The 17,773-nt window shown below is 65.9% G+C and carries 20 protein-coding genes; 11 read left to right on the top strand and 9 right to left on the bottom strand.

The features are described 5' to 3' along the window. Positions 1 to 24 precede the first annotated feature (24 nt). From ACMGER_RS05825 to ACMGER_RS05810, 4 genes are all read right to left on the bottom strand, one after another. A complete protein-coding gene (locus ACMGER_RS05825) occupies positions 25 to 2,001 on the bottom strand; it encodes a TonB-dependent siderophore receptor (protein WP_436811150.1) in 1,977 nt (658 codons plus the stop codon). 681 nt (positions 2,002 to 2,682) lie between these two features. After that, a complete protein-coding gene (locus tag ACMGER_RS05820) occupies positions 2,683 to 3,564 on the bottom strand; it encodes a pirin family protein (RefSeq protein WP_436811149.1) in 882 nt (293 codons plus the stop codon). Next, positions 3,561 to 3,965: a DoxX family protein gene (locus tag ACMGER_RS05815; RefSeq protein WP_436811148.1), complete on the bottom strand. Its 405-nt coding sequence runs from the start codon at positions 3,963 to 3,965 to the stop codon at positions 3,561 to 3,563. Before ACMGER_RS05815 ends, ACMGER_RS05820 begins: the two co-directional genes overlap by 4 nt. A 108-nt stretch (positions 3,966 to 4,073) precedes the next feature. Next, positions 4,074 to 4,682, bottom strand: a complete 609-nt coding sequence (locus ACMGER_RS05810) for an isochorismatase family protein (RefSeq protein WP_436811147.1) — start codon at positions 4,680 to 4,682, stop codon at positions 4,074 to 4,076. 119 nt (positions 4,683 to 4,801) lie between these two features. Here ACMGER_RS05810 and ACMGER_RS05805 point away from each other — a divergent pair, with 119 nt between their 5' ends. Beyond that, positions 4,802 to 5,674 carry a LysR family transcriptional regulator gene (locus ACMGER_RS05805; protein WP_436811146.1) on the top strand — a complete coding sequence of 291 codons (873 nt, stop codon included), beginning with the start codon at positions 4,802 to 4,804 and terminating at the stop codon, positions 5,672 to 5,674. 40 nt (positions 5,675 to 5,714) lie between these two features. Here ACMGER_RS05805 and ACMGER_RS05800 read toward each other — a convergent pair whose 3' ends face one another. After that, a complete protein-coding gene (locus ACMGER_RS05800; RefSeq protein WP_436811145.1) occupies positions 5,715 to 6,125 on the bottom strand; it encodes a LysR substrate-binding domain-containing protein in 411 nt (136 codons plus the stop codon). On the opposite strand from ACMGER_RS05800, the gene ACMGER_RS05795 reads away from it, so the two are divergent. After that, complete coding sequence (locus ACMGER_RS05795) at positions 6,057 to 6,236, top strand: helix-turn-helix domain-containing protein (protein WP_436811684.1); 180 nt, start codon at positions 6,057 to 6,059, stop codon at positions 6,234 to 6,236. The genes ACMGER_RS05800 and ACMGER_RS05795 overlap by 69 nt on opposite strands. 222 nt (positions 6,237 to 6,458) lie before the next feature. On the opposite strand, the gene ACMGER_RS05790 is transcribed toward ACMGER_RS05795, so the two are convergent. Further along, complete coding sequence (locus tag ACMGER_RS05790) at positions 6,459 to 6,935, bottom strand: MarR family winged helix-turn-helix transcriptional regulator (protein ID WP_436811144.1); 477 nt, start codon at positions 6,933 to 6,935, stop codon at positions 6,459 to 6,461. A 142-nt stretch (positions 6,936 to 7,077) separates the two neighbouring features. Between ACMGER_RS05790 and ACMGER_RS05785 the strand changes: the two genes are divergently transcribed. Both ACMGER_RS05785 and ACMGER_RS05780 read left to right on the top strand, forming a co-directional pair. Next, positions 7,078 to 7,503, top strand: a complete 426-nt coding sequence (locus ACMGER_RS05785; protein WP_436811143.1) for an organic hydroperoxide resistance protein — start codon at positions 7,078 to 7,080, stop codon at positions 7,501 to 7,503. Positions 7,504 to 7,533: 30 nt separating this feature from the next. Continuing rightward, positions 7,534 to 8,331, top strand: coding sequence for an alpha/beta fold hydrolase (locus ACMGER_RS05780; RefSeq protein ID WP_436811142.1), 798 nt, complete (start codon positions 7,534 to 7,536; stop codon positions 8,329 to 8,331). 240 nt (positions 8,332 to 8,571) lie between these two features. Here the strand turns inward: ACMGER_RS05780 and ACMGER_RS05775 are convergent, their stop codons facing one another. The 3 genes from ACMGER_RS05775 to ACMGER_RS05765 form a co-directional block, all read right to left on the bottom strand. Then, on the bottom strand, positions 8,572 to 9,135 hold the full coding sequence (locus ACMGER_RS05775; protein WP_436811141.1) for a TetR/AcrR family transcriptional regulator: 564 nt from the start codon (positions 9,133 to 9,135) through the stop codon (positions 8,572 to 8,574). A gap of 146 nt (positions 9,136 to 9,281) precedes the next feature. Beyond that, entirely contained in the window at positions 9,282 to 11,480 is a 2,199-nt protein-coding gene (locus ACMGER_RS05770; RefSeq protein WP_436811140.1) for an MMPL family transporter, read from the bottom strand. A 194-nt stretch (positions 11,481 to 11,674) separates the two neighbouring features. Beyond that, positions 11,675 to 12,580: a LysR family transcriptional regulator gene (locus tag ACMGER_RS05765; protein WP_436811139.1), complete on the bottom strand. Its 906-nt coding sequence runs from the start codon at positions 12,578 to 12,580 to the stop codon at positions 11,675 to 11,677. A gap of 98 nt (positions 12,581 to 12,678) precedes the next feature. Here ACMGER_RS05765 and ACMGER_RS05760 point away from each other — a divergent pair, with 98 nt between their 5' ends. From ACMGER_RS05760 to arsH, 7 genes are all read left to right on the top strand, one after another. Next, on the top strand, positions 12,679 to 13,230 hold the full coding sequence (locus ACMGER_RS05760; protein WP_436811138.1) for a nuclear transport factor 2 family protein: 552 nt from the start codon (positions 12,679 to 12,681) through the stop codon (positions 13,228 to 13,230). 742 nt (positions 13,231 to 13,972) lie between these two features. Then, the gene (locus ACMGER_RS05755) at positions 13,973 to 14,353 is read left to right on the top strand and encodes a hypothetical protein (RefSeq protein WP_436811137.1); all 381 of its coding nucleotides are present in this window, start codon (positions 13,973 to 13,975) and stop codon (positions 14,351 to 14,353) included. A gap of 67 nt (positions 14,354 to 14,420) precedes the next feature. Next, a complete protein-coding gene (locus ACMGER_RS05750; protein ID WP_436811136.1) occupies positions 14,421 to 14,774 on the top strand; it encodes an ArsR/SmtB family transcription factor in 354 nt (117 codons plus the stop codon). Then, a complete protein-coding gene (locus ACMGER_RS05745; RefSeq protein WP_436811135.1) occupies positions 14,771 to 15,295 on the top strand; it encodes an arsenate reductase ArsC in 525 nt (174 codons plus the stop codon). The genes ACMGER_RS05750 and ACMGER_RS05745 overlap by 4 nt, the downstream gene beginning before the upstream one ends. After that, on the top strand, positions 15,285 to 15,716 hold the full coding sequence (gene arsC / locus ACMGER_RS05740; RefSeq protein ID WP_436811134.1) for an arsenate reductase (glutaredoxin): 432 nt from the start codon (positions 15,285 to 15,287) through the stop codon (positions 15,714 to 15,716). Before ACMGER_RS05745 ends, arsC begins: the two co-directional genes overlap by 11 nt. Next, the gene (gene arsB, locus ACMGER_RS05735) at positions 15,713 to 16,798 is read left to right on the top strand and encodes an ACR3 family arsenite efflux transporter (protein WP_436811133.1); all 1,086 of its coding nucleotides are present in this window, start codon (positions 15,713 to 15,715) and stop codon (positions 16,796 to 16,798) included. Before arsC ends, arsB begins: the two co-directional genes overlap by 4 nt. Positions 16,799 to 16,823: 25 nt before the next feature. Further along, complete coding sequence (gene arsH / locus ACMGER_RS05730) at positions 16,824 to 17,564, top strand: arsenical resistance protein ArsH (protein ID WP_436811132.1); 741 nt, start codon at positions 16,824 to 16,826, stop codon at positions 17,562 to 17,564. Positions 17,565 to 17,773: the final 209 nt, after the last annotated feature.

Below are 17,773 nucleotides of genomic sequence, written 5' to 3'. Positions count from 1 at the left end.
TGGCCGGCTTCCTCGCGCTTTGCGTCAAAGTCGCAGCTTCAAGCTGGCGAGCGCCGTGCGGGGAGCCCCCGGCATCACCCACAACCGGGCATAGGAATTGACGAAGTAGGTCTCGTCGAAGAGGTTGTTGACGACGACGGATGCCTCGATGTTGTCGATTAGTGCATAGGACCCGAACAGGCGCACGGTGGTGTAGGCGGGAAGCTGGAACGTGGTCCCGACTTCCCCAAGGCGCGAGCTGACATGCAGGACGGCCGCTCCGATGTTCAAGTCGCGTTGCGCGACGTTGAAGCGGCGCGACGCCTGGGCGCTGAGCGTATGCTTCGGGACATTGAGCAGCCGGTCGCCGGGGCTGATCGCGACCCCGTTCGCGTTCCGCGTGCCCGACACGACCTCCGCGTCCAGATAGGTATAGGAGAGCAGCCCGTCGATCGCGCCCGGCAGGCGCCCGCTCAGCTCGAATTCGAAGCCCTGGCTCCGCGCTTCGCCGACCGCGATCGAAAAGCCCGGGTTGGCGATGTCGCTCGTCAGGATATTTGCCTTGTTCAGCCTGAACAGCGAGGCCGTTCCCGTCAGGCCGCCCGCGCTCAGCTTGGCGCCCACCTCGATAGAGCGCGAGGTCTCCGGATCGAACGTCTCGCCGGACACGCTTGCGCCCGTGTTCGGACGAAAGCCCTCGCCATAGGCGGCGTAGAGGCTGATCGGCTCCGACACACGCCAGACCAAGCCGGCCTGCGGACTGATCCGCGACTCCGACTGGCGGGCCAGCGTCGAGTTCAACCGGTTTCGGATCGACTGTTTGAACTGGTCGTAGCGCGCGCCGACCCTGATCTCGACGCGATCGCTGATCCGGATCTGATCCTGCACATAGCCGCCCCACGATCTCTGCTCGATCGTCCGATCGTTGATCGTGGTCAGCGTCGGCGTGGGGAAGCGGCCGTAGACGGGATCGAAGATGTCGATCTCGAAGCCCTGCTGAGCGGTGGGATTGGCCGACAGCAGCGGCGCCCGATAGCCGCGGACCAGCAGGTCGGTGTCGAACTCGTCGCGGTCCGCGCCGACGATCACGCGATGCAGGCCGAGCGGGCCGCTGAAGCGTCCGCTCAGCTCGGCGCGATAGACGCGGTGATCGCCGTCATAGTCGCGATACCGCACCTCGCGCGTCAGCGTTCGACCGTCGACGAAGAGGCGCTGACGCGAAGCGGCGAGTTCCGCATCGGCCGAGGTTCCCTTCAACTCGGTGTCGCGCAAGCCGAGGCCCACCAGCAGGCTCCAATCCGCGGAGAAATCGTGCTGCAGAGAGAACTGGTGCCCCAGCGCCGTCGCCTTGTTCGGCCCCAGACCAGGTTCGCCGAGGAAACGGCTCCTCGGGATCACCCTCAGATTGTCGCCCAGCGCGAAGACGCCGCGATCGAGCGGAATCTCCTGTCGGGTCGCCTCCAGCTCATAGACCAGGCTGGTGTTCGGCCCGAACCGCAACGAGACGGAGGGGAACACGCCGTAGCGCTCGGACTTGATGGTATCCCGAAAACTGTCCGCGGCCTCATAGAAGCCGGCGAACCGGACCGCGGCGAAATCGGTCGCGGGCACGTTCACGTCAGCCTCGAGCCGGCGGAAGTCGAAGCTGCCGTACGTCCCCTCGAGCTTGCCGGCAAAGGCGTCCGTCGGCCGCTTGGTCACGAGATTGATGCTGCCGCCCGGTTCGCCGCGACCGAACAGGGCCGCATTGGGCCCTTTCAGGATCTCGATCCGCTCGATGCCGGACACGTCGCGCGGCCCGGCGAAACCACGGCCGGCGTTGAAGCCGTTGACCAAGTACCCGCTGGGGTTGTTCTCGTCACCGACCAGTCCGCGGATGGCGAAGCTCTCCCAGAGCCCGCCGAAATTGTTCTGCCGGGCGACGGAGGAGGAGAGGTCCAACGCGTCCGCCAGCCGCGTGATCTGCGCCTCTTCCAATCGCTCTTCGTTCAGGAGCGTGATCGACTGGGGGATATCGGCCACGGGCACGAGCCCTCGATAGGCCTGACGCTGACCGGTGACGACGACATCATCCTCTTGAGGTGCGCTTGCCTCCTGCCCGGCGGCCCCGCTCGGCACGAACATCATTGCGATCCCCAGAGAGGCTCGAGCCGCAAAATTTCCCATCTACCCTTCCGCCCCCCGCGCGATGCCATTTTCGCGCGAGTTAATGATATACTGTATCTCGTCAAGCCCGTTTCCACATCCGCCGCATGCGGAATGCCGAACGAGATTTCCGGCTCATCCGCTCCGCGCCCCTATTTCTCGGGATCCTCGACATTCCCGGCGATGCGCGTGCGGGAACGTTTCGCCGGAAGGCCGCCCGCATGTTCAAGGGTCGCGCGTGCCGGCTCTGTGCTGACTCGCAATGGAAGGTGCGCCGGCGCGGCATCTAGGCCGACGCGGCGTCTAGAATGTGGAAAGCCTCTCTGTCGGCGCGGTCGCCCTGCGCCTCGCAGATCGCTGCCGAAGGTCTGGAAGGCCGTGGATGCGCGGATCTGCTTCACGATCGACGCAAGCGGCGCGGTGATCGGCGCGGAGTTCGCCCCAGGGTGGCCAGTCGCTCGCCGGCAAGTGCGGCAAGCTCTAGCGACCGATATTGGGAGATCGAGAGCCGCCAGCGTCGGGCGAGTGACGACGCCCTCTCGATGTGCCGGCCGGCGGCTAGCGGAACACCGGTACCGGCCCATCTGTGAGCGGTGACCGTTGCCGCTCGCGTTCGATCAGCTGCTTGCGCAAGTCCACGATATGCCGTTCACCCGCCTTGAGCGCGTCGGCCGAGGTGTGGACCGAGTAGTTCCCCAGGTGGAGCGGGTGCGGGTGCGGCGCGGCGCTGCCGATCACAAGCTTCGCATCGACGTCGCCGGTCGAGCGCATTTCGATTGCGCCGTCGCTGTCGTCGAAGATCACCATCTCGCCCGCCGAGGCCGGCGCATCGAGCATCAGCGCACCGCTCGAAACCGCCAGCCATCCCGCGGTGTGGCCGGCGGGAGTTTCGTACCGCCAGGTTTCGCCCGGCTTCAGCGTCACCATGAGATAGTTGACGCCGGCCGGCGCCCGGACGGGGCTCTCCTGCCCGTCATAGCGTCCGACGATGAGACGAGCAGGGCCGGCTTCCGGAATGGCGGCGGCGTCGAGATACTGGCTCTCGGCCTCCGCAAGCTCGAGCTCGGCAGGAAGCGCCAGCCAGAGCTGAAAACCCTCTACACCCTTCGTGCGGCCCGGGCCCAGTTCCTTGCCGTGCCAGACGCCGCGGCCGGCGCGCATCCATTCGACGCCGCCATAACCGATCGTGCCAGTGTGGCCTTGCCCGTCGTCGAAGCTCGCCTCGCCGTCGGTGAACACGGTCACGGTGGCGATCCCGGAATGCGGATGGAGGTCGAAGGGACTCTTGCTCGAATCCGGGATCGAGAAGATGTCGAGAAACACGAACGGCTTCAGGAACGCGCCGAGATCGCTGGGGCTCATCAACCGGGTGACCGGCCCATGCACATGCCCGCGGGTCCGGTGGACGATCCGCCGCGCTGCGGTGGCGGGCGCGCTCATGCCGACACCCGCTGGGCTTGCGTGAGACCGAGCAGCGCAAGCGTGCGGCGACGATAGGCCCAGGCGATCACCGAGGATAGGACCAGGAGCATCGCCGCGGGCGCGGGGGGTCCCGGCACCACCGTCAGATGGGCGAGGATGGCGCCGATGGCGGTCGCGGCCAGCACCAGCGCGGCAGCCCCGACGAACCGCGGCGCCAGGAGCAGGATCGCACCGCCGACCTCGATCGCGCCCGTCGCGTAGCGGAACCATTGGCCGAGGCCCACCTGGTCGAACACCGTCACCATCATCGGCATGCCGATCAGCTTGAGCGTTCCGAACAGGATGAAAGCAAAGGCGGTCAGGACGCGAACGGCCCTCAGAATGATCCGCTTCCTGGCGGACAGGTCAGCATGAACCATGGGTTGATCCTTTCGAAATAAGAGGGAGAGGTGGCCGCACGCCTTGGTCGAGTGGCTTCGGCGTGCGGCCAGGCGGGCCGCCGGGCTGTCCGGGTCCGGCGACCTCGATCAGGCGGCGGTGAGCGCCTGCAGGTCGGCGACGTACCGCTTGATGATCGCCCGCGCGGCATCGGCTTCCGGTGCCGCCCAGTCGCGGAACAGCTCGGTCACCAGCGAGAAGGCGGTCGTCGGAACCGCACCGGCGTGCGCCAGGCGGTCGACCGCGGTGCGATGCGCGAGCTGCGACAGGCCGCCGACGGCGTCGACCACGAACAGGACATCATGGCCATCGGCCAACGCATCCACCGCCGGGAAGGCGAGGCAGATCTCGGTATAGAGCGCGCCGAAGACGAGACGCTTGCGGCCGGTCTTCGCCACCGCATCGCGGAAGGCCTTGTCCTCCCACGCGTTCATCGACGAGCGGTCGATGACCTCGATGCCCGGCAACTCGTCGAGGATCGACTGGCGCGTCGGATGATTGACGCCCATCTTTACGCCGACGGTCGAGAGGATGATCGGCACGTTGAACGCCTTCGCCGCGTTGATCATCAGGCGGACGTTGAGGTCGATGAGCTCGGCCGGGGTCTCGGACCGGACCGTGTCGAACATCTCCTTCTGATAATCGATCAGGATGAGGGCGACGTCCTCGTGCTTCCAGACGCCTTGCTGCTTGGTCATGGCATTTCCTTTCAGCCTGGCCGGGCGATCCACCCGGCTCGCCACGATAAATGGCGTTGCTGGTGAGGTGACGATAGCTGCGCTATGCGGACTACTCTGTCGCTAGAAATGGAACACCTATGTTCGACCTGGAAGTGCTGGGTACCTTCGTCGAGGTGGCCGACGCCGGCGGCGTATCGGCCGCCGCCCGCCGGCTCGGCCTGCCCAAGTCGATCGTCAGCCGACGATTGCAGCGGCTGGAGCAGGACCTTGGCGCGCAGCTGCTTGCCCGCACGACGCGCGGCGCGTCGCTGACCGAGGCAGGCGCCAGCCTGCGCGAGCATGCCGTCCGCGCGATCGCGGAACTGGAGGCCGCCCGCGAATCCGTGTCGCCCGAGGGGGACGTGCGGGGCCGGTTGCGGATCGCCGCTCCGCTGAGCTTCGGCGCCACGCACCTTGCCCCCGTGCTGGCGGAGTTGGCGCGCCGTCATCCCCGACTGCATATCCACACGGCCTATAGCGATCGCTTCGTCGATCTGGTCGGCGAAGGCTTCGATGTCGGCATCCGCGTGGGCATCCTTTCGGACTCGAGCCTGGTCGGACGGCGGATCGCGCCTTTACGGGGGATGTGCGTCGCCAGCCCCGGATATCTCGCTGTACATGGTATCCCGGCAACGCCGGAGGACCTCTTTCGGCATGAATGTCTCATGCAGGGTAACGAGACGTGGCGCTTCATCGTCGGCGGCAAGACGGTCTCGATCCAGCCGCAAGGGCGTTTCAAGGCGGACAATGGCAGCGCGTTGCTGGCGGCTGCCTTGGCCGGGTTGGGCATCGCTGCGCTGCCCGACTTTCTCGCCGACGCGCCCCTTGCCGGAGGAAATTTGGTGACAGTACTGGCGGACTACCCTTCACCCGAGGCCGGGATCTATGTCGTCCGGCCGCCGGGGGGAACCGCACCGAGAAAGGTCCGTGCGCTGATCGACATCCTCATTGAACGGTTCGGCACGCGTTGAGGGCAATGATGACCTTCGGGCGGTGCCATTTGGCTCAAGTTCAAGCTTCCGTCAGCCTGGCGGACAGGAATTCGATGAAGCGCTGGGTCTTGGCCGGAAGAAGGCGCGTTTCGGTGACAGTGTAAATGCTGACCGACGTCCCTTGCCATTCGGGCAGGACACGCCGGAGCCGGCCGGAAGCGAGGTCTTCCTCGACGATCTTCTCGGCAAGCAAGGCGATGCCCTGGTGGTTGACCGCTAGGGTGCGGATTGCCCTACTCGTTGTGTTATTCGGGTTGGCGCATAAGCTCGAGATATTCTGCCTAGCGCATAAGGTAAGGATATACGCCAAGTCGTATATTACACTATTATCTGACTTGGCGTATAGCGCGAGCAGGAGGCTATCATAGCGCAACTCGCCGACAAGGCGGGCCTGCGCCAGGCGACCATCTCGCAGATCGAAAGCGGCCATGGGGCAACCAGGATCGAGACCATCTGCACCCTCTTGGGGGCGCTGGATCTCGAACTGACGATCTCGCCCCGTTCGAAGAGCTCCTCGAAGGACATCGAGGACATCTTCTAATGGCGCGCACGCGCAGCAGAGACTCGAATCCATCCTCTAAGCGCCGCTCCCACGAGGGAGATCGCCTGATGCACGTAGATGGCCGACGGACGGCAGGTCTGCGATCGATCCGCCGGATGCCTCCGGTTCGAGTGGTCGCGGATCGGCACCCAGGATCCCGTCGTGCGGGCCACACTCGCTGTCGGCATCGTCAGGCAGGTCGCGACATCCAATCGGAAGCAGCTACTGGTCCGACCGGGCAATGCTCCATTTGCTGGTGTCACCATAGAGCGCGTCGCGCAGCTCCCTGACGTTCCGGTTCAATTCGCCCAGGCGTTCCGGCGGCTGGCCGGACGCGGCCAACAGGGCTTCGCCGAGGCATCCCGCCTGCGGCTGGAGCGCGCGGCCCTGGTCGGTCAGCTCGATCACCACCTGCCGCTCGTTGTCGGGATTGCGCGTCCTGCGGACCAGTCCCGCGGCCTCGAGCCGCTTGAGCAGGGGGGTGAGCGTGCTCGACTCGAGGGCGAGCTGCTCGGCGATCCCGCCCACGGTCTGGCCGTCCTCCCGCCACAGGATATTGAGCACCAGATATTGCGGGTAGGTCAGCCCGAGCTCGTCGAGCAGCGGCTTGTAGAGGCGCTGGATGGCCATTCCGGCCGAGTAGATGGCGTAGCAGAGCTGGTCGTCCAGCGGCAGCGGCACATTGGGGTGGCGGGTCATCACGAGCTCCTTGCCCCTTGATATAGCACGCTCCCCGCGAAAATACATATCGCGATAAGATTTATGTTGCAACTCAGCAGACGGTGAGCTATTGGCTTGATTATTGCGATAATCATTATCGCGAATATGAAGGAGCTGACCGATGAACATTCTCTATCGCACCGAAGCCACTGCCACCGGCGGCCGCACCGGCCAGGCCCGCACCGCCGACGGCGCGCTCAGCGTCGCGCTCGTCACGCCGAAGGAGCTCGGCGGGCCGGGCGGCGAGGGCACTAATCCCGAGCAGCTGTTCGCCTCCGGCTATGCCGCCTGCTTCCTGGGCGCGCTCAAATTCGTCGCGAGCCAGCACAAGGTGAAGATCGCCGAGGACAGCAGCGTCACCGCCGCGGTCGGCATCGGCAAGCGCGACGACGGACAGGGCTTCGGCCTCGATGTCGCGCTGTCGATCGCGCTGCCCGGCGTCGACCCGGAGGTCGCCCGCGAACTGGTCGACCAGGCGCATGTCGTCTGCCCCTATTCGCATCTCGCGCGCAACGGTCTCGACGTGCGCCTGTCGCTCGCGGCCTGAATCCCCTCGTCTTCCGAAAGGAACCTTGCGATGATCAAGAGCATCCGAAATTTCGTGGCCGCTGCTGTCGCCACCATCGGCCTGGCCGGCGTCGCCGACGCGCAAACCGCCGCCACACGCGCCGAAGCACGGCCGGTGCGGAACGTGGTCCTGGTGCATGGTGCCTTTGCCGACGGCTCGGGCTGGCGCGGCGTCCATGACGCGCTGACCGCGCGCGGCTATCGCGTCACCATCGTCCAGAACCCCCTCACCTCGCTCGCCGACGACGTCGCCGCGACCCGGCGCGCCCTCGACCGGCAGGACGGCCCGACCATTCTCGTCGGCCATAGCTGGGGCGGCACCGTCATCACCGAGGCGGGCGTCCATCCGAAGGTCGCCGGGCTCGTCTATGTCTCGGCACTTTCGCCCGACGCCGGCGAGACCACGGCGCAGCAATATCAAGGTTTCACGACGCCGCCCGAGTTCGTGATCGACACGCATGGCGACGGCTTCGGCTTTTTGCGGCCGGAGAATTTCAAGGCCGCTTTCGCCGCCGACGCGAGCGACGCGGATGCCGCGTTCCTGCGCAACTCCCAAGTCCCGATCGCCATGTCGGCGTTCGAGACCAGGCTCCAGCACGCCGCGTGGCGGACCAGGCCAAGCTGGGCGGTGATCGCGACCGACGACAGGGCGTTCGACCAGCGGATGCTGCAATCGATGGCCAGGCGTATCGGCGCCGACATCACTGAAGTCGCGGCCAGCCACGCGGTCTTCATGACCCAGCCGCTGGTCGTCGCCAGCGTGATCGACCGCGCGGCCCAAGACGTCGGACTCCAGGCGAGGCGCTGACCTGCCGGACGCGCGCCACCTCAAGGACCCGGCAGGCGATGTCGTTCGGCTCGGCCTGCCGCGTCGCATCCACGGTTCGCGCTACGTCCCTCGCGCTATGTCTGATATGCACGGAGGCACAGCATTAGCGGCCAGGTCCCAGCCGTCTGCGGCCACGCCGCGCCTCTCCGGCAACCAGCAGCTAGCCGTCAAGGAACGCGTGATCCCTGGACCATCCTCAAGAATTGAGCTGCGGGAAGATCATACCTCCAGCATCTCGATAAAGTCGTCGATCAATCCCTGTGGATCCGCGCGGCCCTTGCCATCGGCTGACAGGTGTCCACCCAGAGCCATATCCATCGATCCATGGATAAGCGACATGAACAAGGCCGCCGTGCGGTCATTGTCGCCAGGCCTTATTTTTCCGGCGCTGCGAACGAGCGCGATCACGTCGATAAACAGGCGCAAGGTTTCGCTGGCAGCCTCCGCAAGGTCGTCGTCGTGACGTTCCCAGCGGCCGAAGATCAGCCGGAACCGGTTGGGATATTGCAGGCCCCAGCGGATGTGGTCATGTGCCAGCTCGCGCAAAGCGGTCAGCGGATCGCCCGAAGCGGCGATGGTCCTAGCCATTGCCGCGGTTCTTGCCCGCAGTTCCCGGGCGGCGACACCGGCGAGCAGCGCTTCCTTGTCCCGGAAGTGCTTGTAGGGCGCATTGTGCGAAAAGCCGGCGATCTGCGCCACGCCGCGCAAGGTCACCCCCTCCGGCCCCGACCGGTCGAGAAGCTCGGCGGCGGCAGCCAGGATGGTATCGCGCGTCGTCTCCATGCTTGCCTGAGATGCGCTATGGCACCCAATGTCAACCGCGCTGGAGCGGCCGGGCCGGCGCAGCAGCTCGGCGGCCCTGCTGAAACTCCGGAATCGGGCCGCCCAACGGCAGTCACCAGCGAGCGCTCTCGCGCAAGCCTCGAGAGTCAGACGGCGATGGCATCGCGCGCCGCTTCGCCCTCGCTTTCGCTCAGGCCGAGCCGGTCGCTGAGCCAGGCCAGGGGACGGGGGGCCCACCAGTTCGCCGTCCCGAGCAGCAGCATCGCAGCGGGGACGATAATCGACCGCACGAGCGTCGCGTCGATCACCACCGAAAGCGTCATGCCTATGCCGAAGGTGATCAGGAAAAGTGACCCTGCGGTCAGCCCCATTGTCGCGAGCACGACAATCATCAGGATCGCGGCGCGCGTGATGATGGACCCGGTCTGCTGCAGACCGATGGCAATGGCCTGACGGTTGTCGCCGGTCGCCAGATAGGCTTCGCGGATCCGGCTGACGAGGAACATCTCATAGTCCGTGACCAGCCCGAACGCGATCGTGACGATCAGCCCCAACGTCCAAAGGTCGGTAGTACCGACCACCTGGAAATCGAGCAGACCGGCAAGCCCGCCGAGCTGAAAGGCCCAGACGACGATACCAAGCGATGCCGCAAGCGAGAGAAGCGCGCACAGCACCGCCTTGACCGGGACCCAGATCGAACGGAACGCAAGGGCGAGCAGGATAAGCGTCACCATAGCGATGAACCCAAGCGCAAGCGGCAATGCGGCAAGCGTGGCCGCGCTATTGTCTAGACTAATCGCGGCGCCGCCATGACCGCCGACGAGCACGCCGGTTCCGGTGGGGGGTGTCACCGCACGGACGTCACGCACCAGTTGCAAGGGTCCCGGGTCGTCTGCCTCGCCGCGATAGTCGACCTTAATCCAGGTGAGGGAGGGATCGGCCAGGTGCACCTGCGCGCTGGCCGCCCCTGGCAGACCGCGCAGTCGTTCGAGATAGGTATCCAGCCCCTGTCGATCGACCGTCCCTTGCACTGCGACATCGAGCGCCATCCCAGCGGGACCGTGCTGGGGAAACACGTCGCCCGTATAGCCCGCCACGACCTGGCTATGGCTGTCGGTGGGCAGGTAGCGATGGTTGGTCAGCCCCGGCCGCAACTCCAGAAGCGGCGCCGCAGCGATCAGCAGCGCGAGGACACCGAGCAGGAGCGATATGGCAGGGCGTCTGCCCACGAGCCGGGCCAGCCGCGCCCAACCGCCGTTCGCCGGATCACTGCCCGTGCGACCGAACCGCGGCAATGGAACCCGCCCGGCGTTCACCCGACGCCCGAGCACGGCGAGCAAGGCAGGAAGCACCACGACTGCCGCAACGATGTTGAGCAGGACCACGCTGATGCCACCGAAAGCGAAGGAATGGGAAATGGGCTGCGGGAACAGGAAGAGCGCGCTCAGTCCGCTGATCACGGTCAGGCCCGAAATGGCGACGGTGCGCCCGGCGGTGGCCGTGGTTGCGATGACCGCCTCCGCAAGGTCGCCGGTGCAGCGCTCGACTTCCTCCCGGAACCTGCTGACGATAAACAGCCCATAGTCCACGGCCAGCCCCAGCCCGATCAGCACGACGATCTCCAACGCGAAGATCGAGATTTCGGTAAAGCCGGTGAGCAGGCGAAGCACGACGAGCGACCCCACGATCACGAACACCCCGAGCGCCACCGGGATCAGTGCTGCCACAAGGCCGCGATAGAACAGGATCAGGAGCACCAGCAGGATCGGCAAGGAGATTGCCTGTGCGGTGGCGAGGTTCGCGGTCGCCTCCCGCTGCAGCTCGAATACGCTGGTCAGCCCGCCGCCCAGATAGGTCGCGATGCCGTCGTGAGCCCGGATGAGATGCTGGATCTCGCCATAGGCCCTTATTCGCGCGGTCTCGTCGGCCCCATGCAGGGTGAGCACGGCATAGGTCGCATGCCGGTCGGGGCTGACCAGTTTGGCGCGTTGTTCAGGCGTAAGGCCGGGCGTCCAATAGCTGACAACCGACATGACCTGGCCGGCAGGGAGCGCGTCCAGCGCCCTTTGGACGGGACCAGCGAAGGCCGGATCGTCAACTGTGCGCGCACCGGATTCGTCGTCGAAGACCGCGACGACGTCGGGATCGCCGGGGCGGTGGCCAAAATGCGCATCCAGCAAATCATTCGCCCTGGTGACTTCGGCGGCCTGCGGGGCAAGCCCGCCCGTGGTCAGTCTGCCGAACACACCGCTTCCCCAAAGGATCGCGAATGCGAGGAAGAAGCCGGAGGCAAGAAGGACCGACCATCGGAAGCGAAACGCAAATCGTCCAAGTGATGAGAACATCGTACCGGTCCCCGGCGTTTTGAGTTGACAATGTCAACCTACGAACCGTCGGTGTACATTGTCAACCTTGGAGAATGCGGCGTTGGAGCTCCGCTTCCGTTCGTGCAGTGGGATCTGCCGGCATTCGTCACCCGATCGGCGCGGGGACACGTGCCAGCCGGAAGGGGAGCGTGCGATTGCCGCCTTGAGGTCGGCTAGCGCGAGGCGCCTTCCGCGACCGTGTTCGGGACAGCATCCGTCACGAAAGAAAGCATCCGGCGGACCGCAGGGGAGAGGCGATCGCGCCGGTGGGTCATATAGAGCGGTAGCGTGGGCGCGTCCCCTTCGATCGGTACGAGGGTCATGCCGCTGCCCAGCGAAGCGAGCGAGGGCGGCACGAAGGCGATACCGATGCCTGCGCTCACGAGTCCGACGATGCTTGGAAACGCCACGACTTCCTGCGCCACGCGCAGGTCGAAGCCCGCCCGCCGGCAATGCGCGGCGATATCGTCGAAGATCGCAGGCCCCGCCGCGCGGCGGACCATGATCACCGGCTCGCCGCTAAGCGCGGCGAGTGCGAGGGACCGGCGGGTCGCAAGCCTGTGGTCATCGGGCAACGCGATCGCGAACCGCTCTCTTCCGATCTCGAGCGCTTTTAGCGCGGGATCGATTGGCGCGAGATTGGTGAAACCTATATCGATGTCGCCTGACCGCAGCAGGTCTTCCTGCTCGTCGCTCGCCCTCACCTGAACTGCGAGGGCGATATCGCGGTGATCGGCATGAAATCGCCGGATCCAGCCAGGGACGGAGCTGCGAAGCGCCGGCGTGCTGAGCGCCAGCGATAGCCTGCCAACCTGGCCCGCGGCTGCGCGGCGCGCGGCATCGACAGCCTGATCGGCTTGGGCGAGCGTGCTGCGCGCCACTTCAAGGAAAGCCTCACCGGCGGCGGTCAGCGCAACATGCGCCCGGCTGCGCGATATCAGTTCGACCCCGACGATGTCCTCGAGGCGCTTGAGCTGCTGGCTGACGGCGGACTGGGTCGCGCGCAGCCGTGATGCCGCACGCCCGAAATGCCGCTCCTCGGCAAGGGCGGCAAAGGTGCGCAAATGGCGAAGTTCCATGGCGCCTTATTAGCAGAACCGATCAGAGTGGCATCAAACTCGGGAAAGCTTTGATCAGGCAGCTGGGCTAGCTCTGCCAGCCATGGAAGGAGCAGCCCATGAACGCCAGCCGATTGCATTCATTCCACGTAGCGATCGCGATCGGCGCGCTGGCTCCGGCTCCGGGAATCGCGAGCGCGCAGTCGGCCGCTACGCGCAGCTTTCCGCCGATGCCCGAGGTCGAACGCCCCGTGTGGAACGTGACTGCGAACGCGCAAACCCGCGCCGTAGCCACACGCGCCTGGGCATTGTTCCGCAAGGCCTGGGAGGAAGGCGACTGGCAGCCTTTTCTCGATATGACCACCGACGACTTTCAGTTCTATTTCCCGCAAGGTGCGTTCGCCGGACTCCACGAGGGACGAGCCGGGAAGGCGCAGCTGCTCGCCTGGGCCGCCTATCATCGCAAGGCGGGCAACAGGCTGCGCAGCGCCGCCACCCATATCACCATCGCCGGCAACACCGCCGTGTTCGAGACGACCGCGGAGAGCTTGCCGCCGGGCGGGTACCGGAATTTCGAAGCAATCATCTTCGAGGTCCAGGGAGAGCGCGTGCGCGCGCTTCGCGAATATTGGAACGTGCTGCAGCCGGGGAGCGACCCAAGGGGCAATTGAGCGCTGATGCGGATCCGGGACCGATTGGAAAATCGGGTCCCGCACCAGCATAGTCTCTGGAACCAGTACTGTTCCAGGCAGAGGAAGCCATCGGCCTTCGGCTTTGCTCAGGCAGTCTTACCGCTATGGCGCTTCCAACAGGCCATCGACAATCTCAATGGCTGATATCAACCCCTGTCTCACTGCCGACAGCTTGGCTTGATACGGGGTGAGCAAGCGAACATGGCTGGCGATCCGGGCGCTGTTCGACGGAACGCTCACCTTCACCGATATCTTCCGGCGCTGATACTACCTTTCCGAGAATAGCGGTCGACGCCGCGTCCGCAGACCCTTGGCCATCTCAAGGCCAAGGGAGCTCAGCCATGCTTCATGTCATGCAATTCGGCGCGCGTCCGACGTCGGACGGCGTGCTGCGCGATGTTCGCGGCGAGGAAACATGCATGAGACATGCGCCAGCGCCTTTGGCCGCAAGCGGCTTGGACATACGCGTCGGCCACCCGGCCGAAGGGGTGCGGGTCTCGACCTCTCAAGCGGGATTCTCACGTCCCGGCGCCACCCTCGTGGCGCCCGGTCGGACTAACCCGAAGCGGAGGATACGCACCCGTTCGTGCGCTTGTTGGGAACTGCCGCCATTCCGGACCGGGATGACAGCGGCCAGCGCATCTTGCATGATACGATATTTCTTGTATCGTTGAATAATAGAATCCGATAGTTTCGGCCGGCTGTCAACAGGAGGGGTCCGATGAAGAAGGTGATCGCGCTGTCCATGCTGATGCTGTCCACCGCTCCCGCATCCGCGCAATGGGCGCCGCCACCGGAGGTCCTGCAGGTGCGTGTCAGGGGCGAGGGTGCGTGGACGGTGAGCTGCCAGTGGCAGAGTCGCAGCGGCCAGCCGATGAGCCGGGAGGTCCGGGGCAGCGGACGCGATCGCTGGGAGCGCCTGCACCTGCTCGAATCCTTCAGCGGGGCGTGCACCTTTCAGGCGGCGCCCGGCCAGCCGCTGACGATCCAGCTCAGGAGCCCGCTCTATCGCTGCACCCTGCCGCAGCCGGACGGGCGCGAGTGCGAGCAGACCTTCCCGGCCGGGACCTCGGGCCGCTTCGAGATCCAGGAGCGGGGTTGATCGCATGAGGGCGGTGCCGGCCTTGGCGGACATTTGTCCGATTCCATATTTCCGCTACACGGGAATCATGGAACTGAAGAACGCCGTCTCCGCCCTTTCCGCGCTCGGCCATGCCGGGCGTCTGTCGATCTTCCGCCTGCTGGTGCAGGCAGGGCACGAGGGTGTCGCCGCCGGCGAGATCGCGCGCCGCCTCGTCGTGCCGCCGAACACGCTCTCCGCCAATCTCAATATCCTCTCACATGCCGGGCTGATCGAGAGCCGGCGCGAGGGACGTTCGGTGATCTACACCGCGCGCTACGAGAGCATGACCGAGCTGCTCGAATATCTGATGCAGGACTGCTGCAACGGCGCGCCGGAGATCTGCGCCCCGCTTGCCGATCTCGCGCTCAAGAGCCGTTGCGGTCCTGAGGGGCGCGCATGAGCGAACGGACCTATAACGTCCTGTTCCTGTGCACTGGAAACTCGGCGCGCTCGATCCTGGCCGAGAGCCTCCTGAACAAGCTCGGGGAAGGGCTCTTCCGCGGCTATTCGGCGGGCAGCTTTCCCAAGGGCGAGGTCCACCCGGCGGCACTCCGGATACTCTCCCAGAACAACTTCCCGACCGAAGGACTGCGCTCAAAGAGCTGGGACGAGTTCGCAAGACCCGGCGCGCCCGAGATCGATTTCATCTTCACCGTCTGCGACAATGCCGCCGGCGAAACCTGTCCGGTCTGGCCGGGGCACCCCATGACCGCGCATTGGGGGATCGAGGATCCCGCCGCGGTCGAGGGCGAAGGCCAGCGAGAGGCGTTCCTGCGGGCGCTTCACTATCTGCGCAACCGCATTTCCTTGTTCCTCGCGTTGCCGCACGAGAGTCACGACCGCATGGCGCTTGCCGCCAGGCTGCGCGAGATCGGCCGCGGCGAAGGCGCAACCTCCAAGGCGAGCACCGATGCCGACTGACATCATCATCTATCACAATCCCGAGTGCGGCACGTCGCGCAACACGCTGGCGATGATCCGCAACGCCGGCATCGAGCCGCATGTGATCGAGTATCTGAAGACGCCGCCCTCGCGCGCGATGCTGGAGCAACTTATCGCGCGCGCCGGGCTGACGCCCCGCGCGCTGTTGCGCGAGAAGGGCACGCCCTATGCCGACCTAGGGCTCGACGACGCGAGCCTGTCCGACGCGGCGCTGATCGACGCGATGATGGCGCACCCGATCCTGATCAACCGGCCGCTGGTGGTGAGCTCGCTCGGCGTGCGGCTGTGCCGCCCCTCCGAGGTCGTGCTCGACATCCTGCCCGCCGTCCAGCGCGGCGCCTTCGCCAAGGAGGATGGCGAGCGGGTGATCGATGAGGCCGGGAACCGGGTCTCGGCATGAGGGACGGGATCGCAGTCGCCCGCCCGGCCACCGCGCCGGAACGCCCCGCCATCGGCTTCTTCGAGCGCTGGCTGACCTTGTGGGTGGCGCTCTGCATCGTCGCCGGGATCGCGCTCGGCTCATGGCTGCCGGGCGTGTTCGCGGCGATCGCCTCGGCCGAGGTCGCGCGCGTCAATCTCGTCGTCGCCGTGCTGATCTGGCTGATGATCGTGCCGATGCTCTTGAAGATCGACTTCGGCGCCTTGGGCTCGGTCCGGCAGCACTGGAAGGGCGTCGGCGTCACCTTGTTCATCAACTGGGCGGTCAAGCCTTTCTCGATGGCGCTGCTCGGCACGCTGTTCATCGGCTGGCTATTCGCGCCGTTGCTGCCGGCGGGCGAGATCCCCTCCTACATCGCCGGGCTGATCCTGCTCGCCGCCGCGCCTTGCACAGCGATGGTGTTCGTCTGGTCGAACCTGTGCGACGGCGAGCCCAACTACACGCTGAGCCAGGTCGCCTTGAACGACGTGATCATGGTGTTCGCCTTCGCACCGCTCGTCGGGCTGTTGCTCGGCGTCGCCTCGATCACCGTGCCGTGGAACACGCTGGTGCTCTCGGTCGTGCTCTACATCGTGCTGCCGGTGATCGCTGCACAGCTCATCCGGCGCGCGCTGCTCGCAGCCGGCGGCCAGGCCGCGCTCGACCGGCTACTCAAAGCGCTGCAGCCGCTGTCGCTCGCCGCGCTGCTCGCGACGCTGGTGCTGCTGTTCGGCTTCCAGGGCGAGCAGATACTCGCCCGACCGCTGGTCATCGCCCTCCTCGCCGTGCCGATCCTGATCCAGGTCTACTTCAACGCCGGGCTCGCCTACTGGCTGTCCAAGCGCCTCGGCGTCGCCTGGTGCGTCGCGGCCCCCGCAGCGCTGATCGGCGCCTCCAACTTCTTCGAGCTCGCGGTGGCGGCGGCGATCAGCCTGTTCGGCCTCAACTCGGGTGCGGCGCTCGCCACCGTCGTCGGTGTGCTCGTCGAGGTGCCGGTGATGCTCTCGGTCGTCGCGATCGTGAAGCGCACCCGCGGCTGGTACGAGCGTGCGGCGCCCGCCTGAATCTTCCTCATTCGGATATGACCTGATGCCGCTTCGCGACCTTCCCGATCCTGACGATCTGCCCCACCTCGATCCCCGCTGCGCGCACGAGCGCCCGGCGTTCGGGCTTGGCCCAATCTCGCCGCCGCCACGCATCCTGCTGCTCTACGGGTCCCTGCGCGAGCGCTCCTATTCGCGCCTGGCGGTCGAGGAGGCGGCACGGCTGCTAAGATATTTCGGGGCCGAGACCCGCATCTTCGATCCCTGCAACCTGCCGCTCCCCGACCAGATCAAGGGCGACGACCATCCGGCGGTACATGAGCTGCGCGAGCTGTCGATGTGGTCCGAGGGCCAGGTCTGGTGCAGCCCCGAGCGGCACGGCCAGATCACCGGCATCATGAAGGCGCAGATCGACCATCTCCCGCTCGAGATGAAGGGGATGCGCCCGACCCAGGGCCGCACGCTTGCGGTCATGCAGGTCTCAGGCGGGTCGCAGTCGTTCAACGCGGTCAACACGCTGCGCCTGCTCGGCCGGTGGATGCGGATGTTCACCATCCCCAACCAGTCGAGCGTCGCCAAGGCGTTCGAGGAGTTCGACGAGGACCGCATGAAGCCGTCGAGCTATTACGATCGCATCGTCGACGTGATGGAGGAGCTGGTGCGGTTCACCGTGCTGCTGCGCCCGCACGCCGAGCAGCTCGTCGACCGCTATTCCGAACGCAAGTCCGCCAAGATCGTCGTCGATCCGGCGAAGGACCTGTCGAGCATCGCTGTTTGCCAGCGGTGACACCGCAACGTGAATGACCCTTTCCGCAGCTAGCGCGCGCTCGACACGAAGATCACGCACCTGAAAGGCTACCATGCTCGACCGCAGACGCTTCACCCTCGGCCTCACCGCGACCGCTTTCGCCGGCCTGGCACTCAATGCCTGTGCGCCGACACGTCCATCTGATCGTCTTGAACGAAATCGACATTCGATATCGTAGCTGCTAATCC

The organism is Sphingomonas astragali, assembly GCF_051400615.1.
In the GTDB taxonomy this organism is placed as follows: Bacteria; Pseudomonadota; Alphaproteobacteria; order Sphingomonadales; family Sphingomonadaceae; genus Sphingomonas.
This window is presented reverse-complemented; position numbering and strand designations above follow the sequence as displayed.